The following is a 15,992-nucleotide window of genomic DNA, read 5'->3' on the forward strand; positions in this document are numbered from 1 at the left end:
TGAACAAGACGCTCTAGCTGCATTTATAAATTCCACGTACTTTTGTCTAGGAATCAAGCTTTTAAGAAAGCCATGGGAAAGAGAAAGCCACCTGTCAACCAAGTAGCCATTGATTTTCATTTGCCCAACCGCACGGTGCTGCATTTGGGACAAATCGCGGCACAACGTGAAGGAGAGCATCTTTTTCAAACGCTCTTGACAGAGGAGTGGCTACTCGAACCCGCTGGCGAGGCCGCCGATGTATCGTCGGGGCAGGAGATTATTCGGCAAATTGGGCGGCGGTTAGCGTATCCCGAAGACGTAAAAGTAGCCCAACTTCACCACGTCGAAAACGATTTTGTAGGCTTTTCGGCCTTGTATCAAAACAAAGGATGGGTTTTTATCAATGCCAAAGCGTCTGATTACGAACGCCACTACTACACCTGTTTTTTGGTCACTTCTTTGGGGTTATACATGAACTACCCCGCCGCCGAACTCAGCACCCGCGCCGAACAGTTGGTGTTTGAAACCTTCCTTCCTGAGACCGACGTGCGTAGCTTTTTTCACCGAGGTATCTCCAAACTTTCGCCGTCGTTGGCAATGGACATTGCTGATTTTTTCCAAATGCCTTTTACGGTTATTCTCAAACGTGCTCTTTTACTCGAAATCATTTCGGACGAGCAATACCGTAACTTCCGAACCGTCAAACCAGAACGCCCCGTCAAAGCACGGCCTTTGTTTGTTTCCAAGTCAAGTGAAAGTGAATACGCAGATGAGCAATGGGGATAAAAAGTTACCAAAAGAACTTTTCCAAAAGCAACATTTTTTATACCAAAATAATAACACTTATTTGTTGACATTTATAAGGACTTTATCTAAATTTGCTTCGTGAGTTTTTACCAGTACGTCCTATTTATTGGCATCACTTACACAGTTTATTTTATTACTCAACGTCAATGTTAATTATGAAAAAACAATCATTCTCTTCCCCATTTTCGTCCACGGCTTAATCTGTCCAAGCCTTATCGGTTTTCGCCTTTTCATGGTGCTTTTGTAGCAGCATGATTCTCTGTGGTGTTTTGCTTCTGTTTTCATTTGAAAACAAACGGAAATTACCAGTCTGTTTTGGTAATTGGCTTTCTATTGTTGGGCCTTTTCCCTCCCAAGAAGCTACTGCTATGCGCTTACGGGTAGTAGCCATTGAAGAACATGTAAGCAAATCACCTCAACGTTATTTCTTTTTACTCAACCTTTTTTAAAACAACAAACAATCATGGCACTTGCATCAGATGTAAACATCGGCAGTTCAAACGTACAAACAGGAATGAGCAACAGTATGTCAACTTCTATTATGCTCCAAACGTACACCAATACGGTACTACAAACTCCTGACATCAAACTTCCTTCCCAAGTTGATACTGACTCAAAAAGTACTGTAGTCGAAGATTTGCCCGCCCACCAAGCCCTTGCCCGTACCAACGCTACCTATTACTTAAACACCCTCAACCCACTCATTGTCAACACGATTGCCGATGTCATTGGGTTTGGAAATCTATGGTCGGCCGAGTATAACCTTTTGTATTCGTTAGCTGAAAACATTAGTCAAGGGGACAATGCCAATACGTTTACTCAAGGAATGAATAACCTTATCAATAAAACGCAAAAAGCCGAAGCAAGCACGCAGCCCGTTATTGATGCTCTTAATGCCTTTTTGCCATTGATTCAGACGGATGAGCGCAACTTTAATCAAGATGCTACCAACGTAAACAATGCTTTAGGAGGAGAACAGGGAGAAATTGCGCAGTTACAAAAAGAGGTTGCCGCTTATAACACCGCCATGAACAAAGACCTCGCCATCATTGGCGCGGGTGCCACCGCCGACGTGGTGGGTGGTTTGATGATTGTGGTAGGGATTTTGGGAGAAATCGAAACCGCAGGGGTCAGCACGGCTCTAATCGTTGGGGGGCTTGCCGTAGTAGCGGGGGGAACCACTGCAATGGGGGTAGCAGGTGCTGATTACTCTAAAACCAAAAAAGCCTACGCAGATGCCACCGCTCAGTTGGCCCAAGACCAACAAGTGATGACGTCCACCCAACAAGCCGCCGCTACGATTTCGACCCTCGTCAATGCCGTTGCACAAGGAATTTCAGCCGTTGAAAGCTTACAAAAAGGATGGAACTCGTTACAGGCGGATTTCAATCAAGTGGTTCAAGCGTTGGAACAAGCCGATGACCCAAGTTTAGGTGCTTGGTTGACGAGTTTACTCTCTGCCGCAAACGCCGACTGGGAAACGACCCTCGAACTTGCTAAGAGCATCCAACAGTATGGAACACTACCAGTTCAGAAGTCAACAAACTAGTTATTTCTTCAAGATGCTGTCTCAAAAGTAACAGGCCACACAATATTCTTTGGTTTCAACCTCATCCCAACCCTTCTCCTTTCTGGAGAAGGGCTCTAAAAGTCCCCATCTCCAGAAAGGAGAGGGGGATTTAGGGGACGGTCGGCCGCTGCCGTGAGGTTAAACATAAGCCGAAGATAATTTGGTCATACTAGGCTTTTTAGACAGCCTCTTGCTTGCTATTTATTTCGCTATCTTTTTCACTCAATTTTCAACGTTATGACCAACGCATTTTCAGCGGCTCCGATTGCAATAGCTACTGCAAACATTGCCACCTCCTCCATCCTACTTCAAAATTACAGTCAAGCTATTTCTAATCAGCCCGAAGTCACGCTTGACTCAGTCCCTGAGTTTACGGAAGATCAACAAAGTGTTCAACAAAACGCTGTTTTTTGCCTAACCAAGATAACGCCAGAATTAGTCGCCTTATCGGCTCAAGACATCGGCTTTGCAAACGAATTTCTCCAAATGTACCCCCATTTGCTCAGTGATGCCCAGCTCATTGATGATGCTACTGCCGATGCCAACGCCCGCACCAATGCCACCCATGATTTTTGTACGGGAATAAACCAGCTCATTGCTACCATCAACAACGGTACAGCCACTCGCAACAGCATGGCTAGGGATTTGACCCAGTTCATCGACTTATCAGCGAGCAATCAAACCGACTTAGATGCTGACTTAGAAGTAGCCCAAAAACAACTTCTGGGCGGCGATATTACTAAGCTTCAGGCACAACTTGCTACGATTCAGCAGGCCATTGATTCCGACAACCAAATTGTAGCTTCAGGGGGAGTATATGGCGTGGTGGCAGGGTTAAAAATCGGCGTAGCTATTCTAGTGGGTTGGTACAAAGACCCTGCTAAAGGCTTCAATACGATTCTGGGCGAAATTCAAGGGATTGTGAAAGAATCCGATAAGCACAGCGCCGCGCTAGCTGACCTAACCACTCAGAATCAGGCTTATATGGACACCATTACGCAATTGCTTTACGATGAAGCCGTGTATGCCGTTGTGCAAAACCTTGCCTTCAACACCGACTTATTGGCAGCCCATGCCAAAGGCGCGGCGTTGGCGGTTCAGGCGTACTCCGATGGTTGGAACTCACTTGCGGGAAGCCTAACAGACATCTATAATCGACTCCAACAAGGCCCTACTGTCACCCTCAATTTGGCCCAGTCGCTTCAAGGTGCTCAACCCGAATGGACCAGTTTATTGGCTCAAGCACTTGCCTTCCAACAAATGGGTATCATCCCCATTAATGTCAAAGACATCAGTCATTCGTAACACATTTCATCCCAATTCTCGACGTAGCATCTTTTCCCATGATAAATGCCCAATTATCTCCGCCGCCTGGTTTTACGGCCAGTGTCCAGACCACAGGAACATCCATCGGCAACATTAATGCTGCCTGTCAGAATGTTCAAATTATGCCTATTTATAGTTCTCCGTATGCACCTAGCTTACAGCAGGATATATCCAACGCCAAAGCAGTAGCAAATCAATGGACGAGTGACATCCTTCGTCAAGTGATGATGTCACTGGAAGGTATCGTTGGTTTTAATGACTTATTTCAGAGTGTATTCAATGGGCTTTACAGCATCGCAGAAGCCATAGCGAAAGGAGACACCACTCAAATCGCCCAATTTCAATTTTTTCTGTCGGCGCTGCAAAACGCTACTCAAACGCAAGAAAATCAAGTAAACTCGACACAAAGCGCCCTTACCAATTACTTGGTTCAGGTAGATAACACCATGCGAGCGCTCAACAACGACAATTCGCAGCTACAAACTGCCGTCAACAGTCTGAATGCGCAAATGCAAAGTCTTGAACAGCAAATGAATGATGTTCAAAGAAAAATCAACGAAGAAAGCAGCAACCCATTTTCTGAGTTGTGGTACAAACTTACGGGCCAACTTGATAGCTTGAGAAATGAACAGAACCAACTCAACAGTGAGTTAAACAACATCAATCAGCAGTCTTCTCAAGCCCAAAATGCGTTGCACGTTGTCACTTCTTACCAAAATTCGTTTGGGCAAATTCAGGGAGGCATCAACGGGCTCGCCACGGGCTGGGAATCACTCAATGCGGACTTAAAGGAGACAATTTCTGACGAAAATATCAGTGATTACAACGCCTTTACTCCCGCATTGGTACAGGCTGCTTCGTCTGATTGGCAGCAAGTCGCCAACCTAGCCAATTCATTTATAAGATAATCAACTCCCCTCACATGAGGGGAGTTTTACTGTATTAACCCACCTAAACCTCTACAACCATGCATCGCCTTTACCCACTTCAAGCGATTATAAAATGCGCCTTAGTCATTTTTATTACCCTATCCTTCTGCTCTTGTCGGCGCATCGTAACAGGAACAATTAATTGCAAGGACATCGCCACTTATACATCGCCCTACGGCCTGTTAAATTCCATTCAAGCGACCGTCGGCGACGTATATTACATCAATCAAAAAGACAAGTTTGTGGGGTATATATTCCACCAACAACCCGATTCGAGCCATATTCTGGTGGATAATTCCATCAATTCTTTGATGATTTCGGCCGATATAAATTTATCGACCTCACTTGATTCGGAGACGCCAAAAATCAAACTACTCTCGGCTAAAGTGGAAGAAAGTCTGGAGCGAAATACCCAACTCAAACTCAAAAATGCCACCCGTGTACGGCTTAATCGACCGTATTTTTTTCTCCAGAAAATCGAAACCGAGCAAAACGAAACATTTGCGAAGCTCAACCAAGACAACGTTTTATTTATGGTGATTACGAGCGTCGTCTATTCTGATTCTCTATCGCTCCAAACCAAAAACAATAGCACAAACCAGAGCGGGATCCAGACCCTCAAAATTGAAGGCATCACGTTTCAGTTGACTTCTAACTGCAACGATTTAATCAACGTCGAAGGCAAAAAAACGGGGGTGTTTTTTAAAGCATTGTTTTTCAGCTACGATAAAAACACCCAAAAACTCGTTCCTTATACCCAACTTTTCGATTTCAAAAATTACGTTGTAAACACTGTTAACCAATAACTCAACCTTATGTCTATTTTTCCATTTCAACACCTTGTTTTCAAAGGCGGCGGCGTCAAAGGCATTGCCTACGTAGGTGCCATGAAAGCACTCGAAGAAGCCAATATCAGTTCCCAAATTAACGGCTTTGCAGGTACGTCGGCAGGCTCCATTGTGGCTGCCCTAGGAGCTTGCCGCATCTCTTCCGATACCCTCAATACGTTTTTGGCCTCCACCAATTACGAAAACTTCAAAGACAAAGGAGGTATCTTCAATTTTGTGGATGACCTTGCCAGCAAATTTGGCCCTTATGAAGGCGATTATTTTTTGAACAATTGGTTCAAAGTTTTTCTCCAACAACAGAACATCAATCCCGCCATTACTTTTGAAGAAGTGTATGCCCAGTTTGGAACTACATTAAAGGTATTTTCAACGGACTTAAACACGCAAAAAATTCAGGAGTTTTCAGTAGCAAAAACGCCCAATGTTCAAATCGCGATGGCGGTGAGGGCCTCCATGTCAATTCCTATGTTTTTCAAAGCATGGCAATTTCCTGACGCTAACCCCAGCAGCCATCTGTATGTGGACGGCGGCGTGATGTATAACTATCCCATTGATACGTTTGACAGTTCTTCGACCTCTCCTCAAACAACGTTGGGCTTTTTTCTGACCGACTTACACAACGTCTCTCCCCCGAATGATTTAACGTACGGCATTGACCATTTGGAAATCTACATCAAGTCACTGTTTGAAGCACTTTTAAATTCCCAAGATTTAATGATTCAAAAAGACCTTTACGAGGAAAAAAGAACCATCCAAATCGACGATTTAGGAATTTCAGCTACTGATTTTAGCATTACACCGCAGCAAGTACAAGCTTTGTACCATTCGGGTTATACCTCCACCAAAACCTTTTTGCAAGCTTTTCCAGGCTGATTTTGCCTCTAATTTAGCTCCTCTTTTTTGGCCTAACCTTTTTGGAAAGTATTCCCAAAAAGGTTAGGCATTTTTAAATCAATAAATTCAAAAAAATAATTTGAAAAATAATAGAAAAGAGGGTAATATTGTGTCCAAACGACACATTCAGAAGAATGAACCAATACCCTCATTCAACCCGCTTACTGGTTGCCATCGACTGTATCATCTTCGGATTTGACGGAGACGAGATCAAACTGCTAGTTATCAAACGTAATTTTGAACCAGAACGCGGCAAGTGGTCATTGATGGGCGGGTTTGTAAACCAAGAAGAAGATTTAGAAGTAGGAGCTGAACGGATTTTGCATGAACTGACAGGACTAAATAATATTTATGTCGAACAACTACTGACGTTTGGCAAGGTCAATCGTGATCCTGTTGAGCGCACCATTTCGGTTGTTTTCTTTGCGCTTATCAACATCCACAGCCACGACGAAGAGTCGGTTCGGGCACACAATGCCCATTGGGTAAGTTTAAAAAATATGCCCCAACTCATTTTTGACCACGAAAAAATGGTTCAAAATGCCCTTGAGCGTCTGCGCTATAAAGCAGCCCTCCACCCCATTGGTTTTGAGCTCCTGCCCGAAACATTCACCATTCCCCAGTTACATAAACTTTACGAAGCCATTTACGGTATGCAGTTGGACAGACGTAACTTTAGTCGTAAGATTTTGTCCACGGGCTTACTGGTAGATACGGGTGAAAAAAATGAAAACTCAGCGACCAAAAAAGCCATTTTGTACCGCTTAGACAAAGAAAAATACGAAGATAAGTTTCACTCTTTTTGGTATTTTATGCCAGAACCTTCCGCCTAAATATTTAATATTCAACGAAATAGAACAAAATATATCATGCAACATCAATACACTATTGGGCTCGACTACGGCACTGATTCGGTTCGGGCTTTGGTTGTGGATACCCAAACGGGTGAAGCGGTGGGTACAGCCGTACATTATTACGAGCGTTGGAAAAAAGGGCTCTACTGCCAACCTGAATTATCTCAATTTCGCCAACACCCGCTCGACTACGTTGAAGGGCTTGAGGCGTCTATCAAAGGGGCATTACAAGGACTTCCAAGCGAAGTGGCGGCCAATATTGTAGGAATTTCGATTGATACGACAGGCTCTACGCCCGTGGCCGTCGATGAACAGGGCACACCGCTCTCACTCCTTCCCGAATTTGCTGAGAACCCTCACGGCATGTTTATTCTTTGGAAAGACCATACGGCCAACGCCGAAGCCGAGGAAATCAATGAAGTAGCGCATCGCTGGCCCATTGATTACACCAAATACGTTGGGGGTATTTATTCTTCTGAATGGTTTTGGGCAAAGATTTTACGTACCCTCCGCGTCGATGAGCAAGTACGTGCCCGTGCTTTTTCGTGGGTAGAACATTGCGACTGGATTTCGGCCGTGCTAACGGGCAATACCCATCCGTTAGAAATGAAACGCTCACGCTGCGCTGCGGGGCATAAAGCAATGTGGCACAATGAGTTTGATGGCTTACCCGCCGAAGACTTCTTGGTAGCCATCGACCCACTGTTAGAAGGGTTACGTGCTCGTTTGTTCCAAAACTCTTATACCTCCGACCAAGCCATGGGCGTAATTTCGGAAGAATGGGCCGCTCGCCTGGGTCTTCCTAACAGCGTCGTGATTGGCGTTGGGGCGTTCGACTGCCACATGGGAGCCGTTGGAGCCGAAATTCAGCCCTATGATTTTGTACGGGTAATGGGTACTTCTACCTGTGATATGCTTATCGCTCCCAATGAAGAAATAGGGCACTTGTTGATTCGCGGTATTTGTGGGCAGGTCGATGGTTCGATTATCCCAGGAATGCTCGGAATGGAGGCAGGTCAGTCGGCTTACGGCGATTATTACGCGTGGTTTCAGCGGGTCATCACCGAACCTGTACGCACATTACTAGGTGAAGCTGCCGCCGAAGAGCTCGCCCAAAAACTGATTCCATACCTTTCCGAAGAAGCAGCAAAACTACCCGTGACGGACAAAGACCCCGTTGCGCTCGATTGGGTCAATGGCCGACGTACCCCCGACGCTAACCACTCGCTCAAGGCCGCAATTTCTGGACTTAACCTCGGTACGGGCGCCATCAAGTTGTTTAAAGCCATTGTAGAAGCTACGGCATTTGGTTCCAAGGCCATTGTGGACCGCTTCATCAACGAAGGCGTTCCTATCAAACAAGTAATTGCAATTGGAGGTGTGGCAAAAAAATCCCCCTTTGTAATGCAAACGCTCTCTGACGTTTTAAACATGCCCATCAAAGTAGCTAGTTCGGACCAAGCCTGTGCCTTAGGCGCTGCCATGAACGCCTCTGTAGCGGCGGGGGTACACGCCAACCTATTTGACGCGCAAAAAGCGATGGGCTCGGGTTTTGATGCGCTTTACGAACCAAATGCCGACAAATCCTCTGTTTATCAACGGCTTTATCAGAAATACATCCAACTTGGCGAGTTTGTTGAAAAGGGCACTATGGCAAATTAACCTTGCAAATCTTACATTGAAATGTAATATTTACAAGGTTAATTAATTAAATAAATGATTGCGAGAACTCAAGAAGCGTATATTTCGACACTGTTAAGCTACTTTCCTGCCGTGGGAATCGTAGGCCCAAGGCAAGTTGGGAAAACAACATTGGTCAAGCATTTGGTGGAATCATTTCCAAAACCCTCTATTTATTTTGACTTAGAGTCGCCTAACTCTTTTCGACAGATTAGCACCGACCCTGAATGGTTTTTGTCACAATACCAGAATCAAACCATCATTATAGATGAGGTTCAAATGTTGCTCCCTTTATTTCCTGTGCTACGGTCACTTATTGATCGACACCGAGTAGCAGCGAGGTTTATTTTATTGAGGTCAGCCTCGCCTGATTTTCTAGCCCAAAGCTCAGAAACACTTGCAGGAAGAATTGCTTACGCCGAGCTTAGTCCCATTCATGCACAAGAAGTAAATAGTAGCCATATTGACTTAAAAAAACATTGGTTTAGAGGAGGGTACCCAGATGCCTTATTATCCCCTAACGATATGATTTGGCAAATTTGGCAGCAAAATTTTATCAAAACATACGTTGAGCGTGACTTAGGACGCTTAGGAATGAGTTCTAATCCAATCGTTCTATTCACACTGTTGAAAATGTTAACGAGTATCCAAGGATCATTACTAAACTATGCAAACTTGGCTAATTCAATGCAGTTAGACCAAAGAACCATTGCTCGGTATCTCGATATTTTGGAACAAGCGTTCATTGTTCGGCGTCTCCAACCGTGGTTTGTAAATATCAGTAAACGGCTAGTGAAGTCACCTAAATTTTATTTTAGAGATAGTGGTAACTTCCATTTTCTAGCAGATATATCTGACTTTCAATCACTAACTCACCACTTATCTGTAGGTAATTCGTGGGAAGGTTACGTCATTGAGCAGATTTGTTGCCGCCTCAATGCTTCTGTCAAACCGTACTTTTATCGAACGGTCAGTGGTGCTGAAATAGATTTGGTACTCGTCAAAGGCATCGAGCCGCTGGTTTCTATTGAAATTAAATTATCAACGGCAACTGCGCTTACCCGTGGCTCGACAGAAGCTGTGAATGATTTAAAAACCAAGCACAATTTTATCATCACCACCGAAGGGGGTAATTACCTCTATCGACCAGAATGGAGGGTATGTAGTGTCCTCGAAATCATCGAACATTTAACAACATTAAATTTAATTACCTAATATGCTTAAACAGTTTGAAGTCTGGTTTGTCACAGGAAGCCAGCATTTATACGGAGAAGAAACGTTGCGTCAAGTTGACGAACACTCTCAAATCATTGCCGATTTTTTCAACGACTCCCCTACCATCCCCGTACGAGTTGTTTTTAAACCCGTCGTCAAAACACCCGACGAGATTTTGACCATTTGCAAAGAAGCTAACAGCACTCCCAACTGTGTGGGTATTATCACGTGGATGCACACATTTTCGCCCGCTAAAATGTGGATAAATGGCCTCAATGCGCTTCAACTTCCTTTGCTTCATTTACACACCCAATTTAACCGTGACATTCCATTCAACGACATTGACATGGATTTCATGAACCTCAACCAATCGGCGCACGGCGACCGTGAGTTTGGGTTTATTATGACTCGGATGCGCCTCAACCGCAAAGTGGTGGTAGGACACTGGCAGTCGGAGAATGTTCTCGAAAAAATCAATATTTGGAGCCGCGTTGCCGCCGCTAAATACACCATGCAAACCATGAAAGTGGTACGTTTTGGGGACAACATGCGCCAAGTAGCCGTAACAGACGGCGACAAAGTAGCGGCTGAAATGAAGTTTGGATTTTCGGTCAATACCCACGGAGTAGGCGATTTGGTGAAGTACATTAATCAGATTTCGGAAGCCGATATTTTTACCCTTCTTCAAGAATACGAAGACACCTACGAGATGATGCCTTCGTTGCTCAACGGCGGCTTAATGCGTCAGTCGGTCTTTGAAGCAGCACGTATCGAGCTCGGTATCAAAGCATTTTTGGAAGAAGGTGGTTTTTCCGCTTATACCAACACCTTTGAAGACCTCCACGGAATGCGCCAACTTCCAGGCATTGGCTCGCAGCGCATGATGGCTGCAGGCTACGGCTACGGTGGCGAAGGCGACTGGAAAACCTCAGCCATGGTACGCGTTATGAAAGTAATGGCGAGTGGCTTGAAGGGTGGAAACTCATTTATGGAAGATTATACCTACCATTTCGACCCTGCCAACCCGATGGTACTCGGCTCGCACATGCTCGAAATCTGCCCAAGTATTGCCGCCAATAAAGTCAAATGCGAAGTCCATCCGTTGGGCATTGGTGGCAAAGAAGACCCCGTTCGTTTGGTATTCAACGCTGCCGCAGGGCCTGCCCTCAACGTTTCATTGATCGACTTAGGTAACCGTTTCCGTCTGTTAGTCAACGAAGTAGAAGCCGTAGAAGTAACCGAAACTTTCCCAAAACTTCCAACGGCTCGCGCTCTTTGGAAACCACAACCAAGCATGGAAGTTGGCCTTCAAGCGTGGATTTTGGCGGGTGGTGCTCACCACACAGTTTACAGTCAAAACTTGACGACCGAATACATCGAAGATTTTGCCGAAATGCTAGGAGTAGAGCTTGTTGTCATTGACAAAAATACCACCATTCGTGGGCTCAAAAACGACCTGCGTTTCAGTGAAGTAGCGTACAAATAGTTTTTGTGTTAGAATTTTAGCCACCACCAAGTATGAGTATTTACCAATCGCTGAAAGAAGAGTGTTTTGAAGCCAATATGCAACTTCCCAAGCTCGGGCTAGTGCTTTTTACCTTTGGTAATGTAAGCGCCGTTGACCGCTCGAAGGGAGTTTTTGCCATCAAACCAAGCGGAGTTCCGTACGAAAACCTACGTCCAGAAGACATCGTAATCATGGATTACGACGCCAAGGTCGTCGAAGGCAGTATGCGCCCGTCGTCTGATACAAAAACGCACGCTTTGTTGTACAAAACTTGGGAAGACATCGGCGGAATCACCCATACGCACAGCACCTATGCCGTGGCTTGGGCGCAAGCGGGGCTCGATATTCCCATTTTTGGCACTACCCACGCTGACCATACGCACCAAGACATCCCTTGTGCTCCTGTCCTTACCGACGCGATGATTGAGGGCGATTATGAACATGAAACGGGCAACCAGATTTTTGACGTCTTCAAGGCCAAAGGAATTTCGCACAAGGAAGTTGAAATGGTTTTGTTACAAAATCATGGGCCATTTACGTGGGGAAAAAACGCGGAAAAGTCTGTGTATAATGCCGCAGTGCTAGAAGAAGTAGCGCGAATGGCTTACCTCACACTACAAATCAACCCCAACACTCCTCGTATTAAAGATACACTCCGTATGAAACACTATGAACGTAAACACGGCAAAAATGCCTATTACGGACAAGGATGTTAGGGAATGTCGAGGATCCAGTGTAGAGTGTCGAATTTCTACTTTCTTATCAGTGCAGCGGGGTTGCTCACAACCCCGCCCTTTCACACAAATCCTTTAAAGCCTAAGTATATTTCCCCCAAAGAATGGTTTAGTTTATTTCAACCCCCTAATCAGTTATTCCATGAAATCTACCTTTTTGCCCCTCCTTTTGGCTGGGCTAGTCATTTTCCAAAGTTGCTCCAACAAATCTTCAGAAAGCAGCGAGTCAACCACCGAAACGCAAGCGCTCAAAATTGAAAAAACCGATTTTGGTAAACTTCCCGACGGGCAAGCTGCCGAGCTTTATACCCTCAAAAATACCAATGGGATGGAGGCCAAAATCACCAATTATGGCGGCATCATTACCCATCTTACCGCCCCTGATTCTAGCGGTGTGTTCGACGATGTAGTTTTAGGCTATGATTCTTTGGCAGGTTACCTTAAATCAAGTCCATATTTTGGCGCAATTGTAGGTCGTTATGGCAACCGTATCGCCAAAGGGAAGTTTACCCTCGATGGAAAAACCTATACGTTAGCTGTCAACAACATGGTCAATCACCTTCATGGTGGTACAGTGGGCTTCGATAAAGTTCTTTGGAAAGCCGAACCGATTGAAGGCGAAGAGCCTGCGCTTAAACTTTCGTACGTAAGTAAAGACGGTGAAGAAGGCTACCCAGGCAACTTGAACGTAACTGTCACTTATACGCTTCAAAAAAACAACTCGCTTAAAATTGATTACACTGCCACTACCGACAAAGCGACAGTTGTGAACTTGACCAACCACACGTATTTCAACCTAACGGGAGCAAAACGTGATATTCTCGATCACCAGCTGACCTTGAACGCCGACCGTTTCTTACCCGTTAATGAAACATTGATTCCAACGGGAGAATTAAAACCTGTGGCGGGAAATGTATTTGATTTTACCAAAGCGACAGCCATTGGTGCACGTATCAATGACCCTAAAGACCAACAAATCAAATACGGTGGTGGCTACGACCACTGCTGGGTGTTGAACAAAAAAGACAAGGAGCTGAGTTTAGCTGCTACGGTATATGAGCCTACAACGGGCCGTATCATGGAGGTTCAGACGACCGAACCTGCGATTCAGTTTTACACAGGCAATTTCTTGGATGGAAGCATCACTGGAAAGAAAGGAACAAACTATCCAAAGCGCTTTGCCCTCTGCCTCGAAACCGAGCATTATCCTGATTCACCTAACCAATCAGCATTCCCAACAGTTGTGCTAAAACCAGGTGAAACGTACCAAACAACAACGATTTATACGTTTTCGGCGAAGAAGTAAAAAACGAAAGGCAAATAGTAGTGAGTCGGGTTGCTTACAACCCGACTTTTTATTTTTATCCGTGAGCTAAGAACACTTTCAGACGGTTACTTTATCATTGAAAGCCCTGACAAGTTGAGCAATTTCGGGAAGTAAATCGGGATTTTGTTCGATGCCATTTCCTACCACAATCACGTCGGCACCTGCTTCGAGGGCGGCTTGTGCTTTAGACGGAGAATTGATTCCTCCTCCCACAATGATAGGCGTATCTACTGCTTTGCGAACAGCCGCAATCATCTCGGGCGATACAGGTTTTTGAGCCCCACTACCTGCATCTAAGTACATCACTTGAAGCCCCAACAATTCCCCTGCCATGGCCGTACAAGCGGCTACGCTAGGTTTATCGTGCGGAATAGGCGTGGTGTTGCTGATGTAAGAAACCGTCGTCGCACGGCCACTTTCCACCAACATATACCCCGTAGGTAATATTTCCAGTTGACTACGTTTCAACAAGGGAGCTGCCACTACGTGTTGGCCAATGAGAAGTTCAGGATTACGTCCCGAAATCAGCGACAACAACAAAATGGCGTCGGCCGAAGGCTCAATGTGAAGGCTATTCCCAGGAAATAAAATGGCAGGGATGGATGTATGCTCGTGAATGGCCTTGATGATGTCATCGGCAGCATAGCGTGTAATGAGGCTTCCTCCGACAAAGAAGAAATCAACCCCGTGACGTACACTCTCGGCCAATAAAAAAGGAAACGACGAGAACTCGACCTTATCGGGATCGAGCAAAACGGCAAACGCCTTACGTCTTTCTTGAAGATTATCCTGGAGTATCGTTCGTATTCTTGACCTCATTCGTTTGTTGCTGTGTAGCCAAAAAATCCATTAATTTTTGACGTGCTATATCCAACGCCCACGTCATCGCCAACGAAGTCGCTGTTTTTACTAACCACGACGGTTGGCTGTTGGTTCGTTCGGGCAATGCAAAAGATGCTTGCTGTTTGGTTTTGACTTCGGGCTCATCGTCTGGTAACAGTAGCTCTAGCACTAAATAAACCGCCGCAATTGCCCCGCCTATCACCAAAGCCTGCTTACCGACACGCGCCGCGTCATCTTTCAAATCCGTCATCTTTTCTTCCAAGAGTTTACGGTACCCTTCCGATACCTCCTTCAGCTCAGTTTTGCGGCTGTTGGTATCTCCGAAAGGCTCTTCAAACGAAAGGATATTTTTAGGAAGTGATGCCATTGGGTGGTTATTTTATCGTTAAGCATTAAAATCTGCTTAAAAAAATCAGCTAATTCTTTCTCAAAAGTCGTAAAAACCTCTTAGATGCCCAAAACAGAACCTTATTTTTAAAGAAATTGTAATGCAAACACGTCGAAGCGCGTACCTTTGTAGTTCCTATACATTACCAATCATTCCTTATTTGAAACAAAATGCCACTCGATCAAGAATTTGACAACCCCACCCACGAAGAATCAGAAATGACGTTCATTGAGCACCTCGAAGAACTACGCTGGCACGTTATCCGAGCCGTAGGTGCAATTATTGTTTTTACCATTGGGGCATTCATTTTTATTGAGGAGATATACGATAAAATTATCTTGGCCCCCTCTCGTTCGGATTTCTGGACCTACCGCATGTTGTGTAAAATTGCAGATTTCACAGGCGCCCAGGGGCTTTGCATCAACCAACTTGATTTTGAGCTTCAAAGCCGCGAAATGGCAGGACAATTTACGATGGCTTTGATGTCGGCGCTTATCATTGGCCTTCTCTTTGCGTTTCCGTATGCGTTCTGGGAAGTTTGGCGCTTTATTAAACCAGGTCTGAAACCTACTGAGCGCAAAATGTCGCGCGGGGCAGTATTTTACGTTACATTTCTGTTCATGTCAGGAGTGCTTTTTGGTTATTACATTGTTGCTCCATTGGCCATCAACTTCCTTGCCAATTTCAAGCTTGACCCTCGCATCAAAAACCAATTCGATATTACCTCGTACGTAGGTTTAATTTCTATTTTGACCCTCGCCTGCGGTCTTACTTTCCAATTGCCTGTTGTCGCTTTTGTACTTTCTAAAATTGGTTTTCTCAATCCACGCTTCATGCGGGAATACCGTCGCCACGCCTTCGTGGTGATTCTTATCTTAGCCGCAATCATCACGCCTTCGCCTGACGTTCTTAGCCAAGTATTGGTGGCCTTACCGCTTTCGTTGCTTTACGAAATCAGTATTTTTGTATCGGCCTGGGTAGAGCGTAACAAGAAAGCCGACGCTGAACTGGAAGCCAAACAAGAGGAAGACGATGCTTTTAACAACCCTTGGACACCCGACGCTGATGTCTAATGAAAATCATAGCAT

General features: G+C 45.0%; 16 protein-coding genes. 13 read left to right on the forward strand and 3 right to left on the reverse strand.

Going from position 1 to position 15,992, the window contains the following annotated elements:
• The first annotated feature begins 72 nt into the window (after positions 1 to 72).
• Entirely contained in the window at positions 73 to 768 is a 696-nt protein-coding gene (locus tag AC23P2_RS01790; protein WP_487771601.1) for a hypothetical protein, read from the forward strand.
• A 217-nt stretch (positions 769 to 985) separates the two neighbouring features.
• On the opposite strand, the gene AC23P2_RS01795 is transcribed toward AC23P2_RS01790, so the two are convergent.
• Positions 986 to 1,180, reverse strand: a complete 195-nt coding sequence (locus AC23P2_RS01795; protein WP_487771602.1) for a hypothetical protein — start codon at positions 1,178 to 1,180, stop codon at positions 986 to 988.
• 72 nt (positions 1,181 to 1,252) lie between these two features.
• Between AC23P2_RS01795 and AC23P2_RS01800 the strand changes: the two genes are divergently transcribed.
• From AC23P2_RS01800 to AC23P2_RS01850, 11 genes are all read left to right on the forward strand, one after another.
• Positions 1,253 to 2,338, forward strand: a complete 1,086-nt coding sequence (locus AC23P2_RS01800) for an HBL/NHE enterotoxin family protein (protein ID WP_487771603.1) — start codon at positions 1,253 to 1,255, stop codon at positions 2,336 to 2,338.
• 258 nt (positions 2,339 to 2,596) lie between these two features.
• Entirely contained in the window at positions 2,597 to 3,664 is a 1,068-nt protein-coding gene (locus AC23P2_RS01805) for an HBL/NHE enterotoxin family protein (protein ID WP_487771604.1), read from the forward strand.
• Positions 3,665 to 3,702: 38 nt separating this feature from the next.
• Positions 3,703 to 4,593 carry an HBL/NHE enterotoxin family protein gene (locus AC23P2_RS01810; RefSeq protein WP_487771605.1) on the forward strand — a complete coding sequence of 297 codons (891 nt, stop codon included), beginning with the start codon at positions 3,703 to 3,705 and terminating at the stop codon, positions 4,591 to 4,593.
• 59 nt (positions 4,594 to 4,652) lie between these two features.
• Positions 4,653 to 5,420 carry a hypothetical protein gene (locus AC23P2_RS01815; protein WP_487771606.1) on the forward strand — a complete coding sequence of 256 codons (768 nt, stop codon included), beginning with the start codon at positions 4,653 to 4,655 and terminating at the stop codon, positions 5,418 to 5,420.
• Between the two features lie 9 nt (positions 5,421 to 5,429).
• Positions 5,430 to 6,335, forward strand: a complete 906-nt coding sequence (locus tag AC23P2_RS01820) for a patatin-like phospholipase family protein (RefSeq protein ID WP_487771607.1) — start codon at positions 5,430 to 5,432, stop codon at positions 6,333 to 6,335.
• Positions 6,336 to 6,490: 155 nt separating this feature from the next.
• Positions 6,491 to 7,189: an NUDIX hydrolase gene (locus tag AC23P2_RS01825; protein ID WP_028524040.1), complete on the forward strand. Its 699-nt coding sequence runs from the start codon at positions 6,491 to 6,493 to the stop codon at positions 7,187 to 7,189.
• Positions 7,190 to 7,225: 36 nt separating this feature from the next.
• Complete coding sequence (locus AC23P2_RS01830; RefSeq protein WP_487771608.1) at positions 7,226 to 8,872, forward strand: ribulokinase; 1,647 nt, start codon at positions 7,226 to 7,228, stop codon at positions 8,870 to 8,872.
• Between the two features lie 54 nt (positions 8,873 to 8,926).
• The gene (locus tag AC23P2_RS01835; protein ID WP_487771609.1) at positions 8,927 to 10,105 is read left to right on the forward strand and encodes an ATP-binding protein; all 1,179 of its coding nucleotides are present in this window, start codon (positions 8,927 to 8,929) and stop codon (positions 10,103 to 10,105) included.
• Between the two features lies 1 nt (position 10,106).
• Positions 10,107 to 11,591 carry an L-arabinose isomerase gene (gene araA, locus AC23P2_RS01840; protein WP_122932409.1) on the forward strand — a complete coding sequence of 495 codons (1,485 nt, stop codon included), beginning with the start codon at positions 10,107 to 10,109 and terminating at the stop codon, positions 11,589 to 11,591.
• Between the two features lie 32 nt (positions 11,592 to 11,623).
• On the forward strand, positions 11,624 to 12,328 hold the full coding sequence (locus tag AC23P2_RS01845; protein ID WP_487771610.1) for an L-ribulose-5-phosphate 4-epimerase: 705 nt from the start codon (positions 11,624 to 11,626) through the stop codon (positions 12,326 to 12,328).
• A 160-nt stretch (positions 12,329 to 12,488) separates the two neighbouring features.
• Positions 12,489 to 13,652: an aldose epimerase family protein gene (locus AC23P2_RS01850; RefSeq protein ID WP_487771611.1), complete on the forward strand. Its 1,164-nt coding sequence runs from the start codon at positions 12,489 to 12,491 to the stop codon at positions 13,650 to 13,652.
• 78 nt (positions 13,653 to 13,730) lie between these two features.
• Here AC23P2_RS01850 and AC23P2_RS01855 read toward each other — a convergent pair whose 3' ends face one another.
• Complete coding sequence (locus tag AC23P2_RS01855; RefSeq protein ID WP_028524034.1) at positions 13,731 to 14,492, reverse strand: phosphoglycerol geranylgeranyltransferase; 762 nt, start codon at positions 14,490 to 14,492, stop codon at positions 13,731 to 13,733.
• A complete protein-coding gene (locus AC23P2_RS01860) occupies positions 14,458 to 14,883 on the reverse strand; it encodes a hypothetical protein (protein ID WP_028524033.1) in 426 nt (141 codons plus the stop codon). Before AC23P2_RS01860 ends, AC23P2_RS01855 begins: the two co-directional genes overlap by 35 nt.
• A gap of 191 nt (positions 14,884 to 15,074) precedes the next feature.
• On the opposite strand from AC23P2_RS01860, the gene tatC reads away from it, so the two are divergent.
• Positions 15,075 to 15,977, forward strand: coding sequence for a twin-arginine translocase subunit TatC (gene tatC / locus AC23P2_RS01865; protein ID WP_487771612.1), 903 nt, complete (start codon positions 15,075 to 15,077; stop codon positions 15,975 to 15,977).
• Positions 15,978 to 15,992: the final 15 nt, after the last annotated feature.

The sequence above is a fragment of the Runella sp. R0.1_18 genome (genome assembly GCF_057652155.1).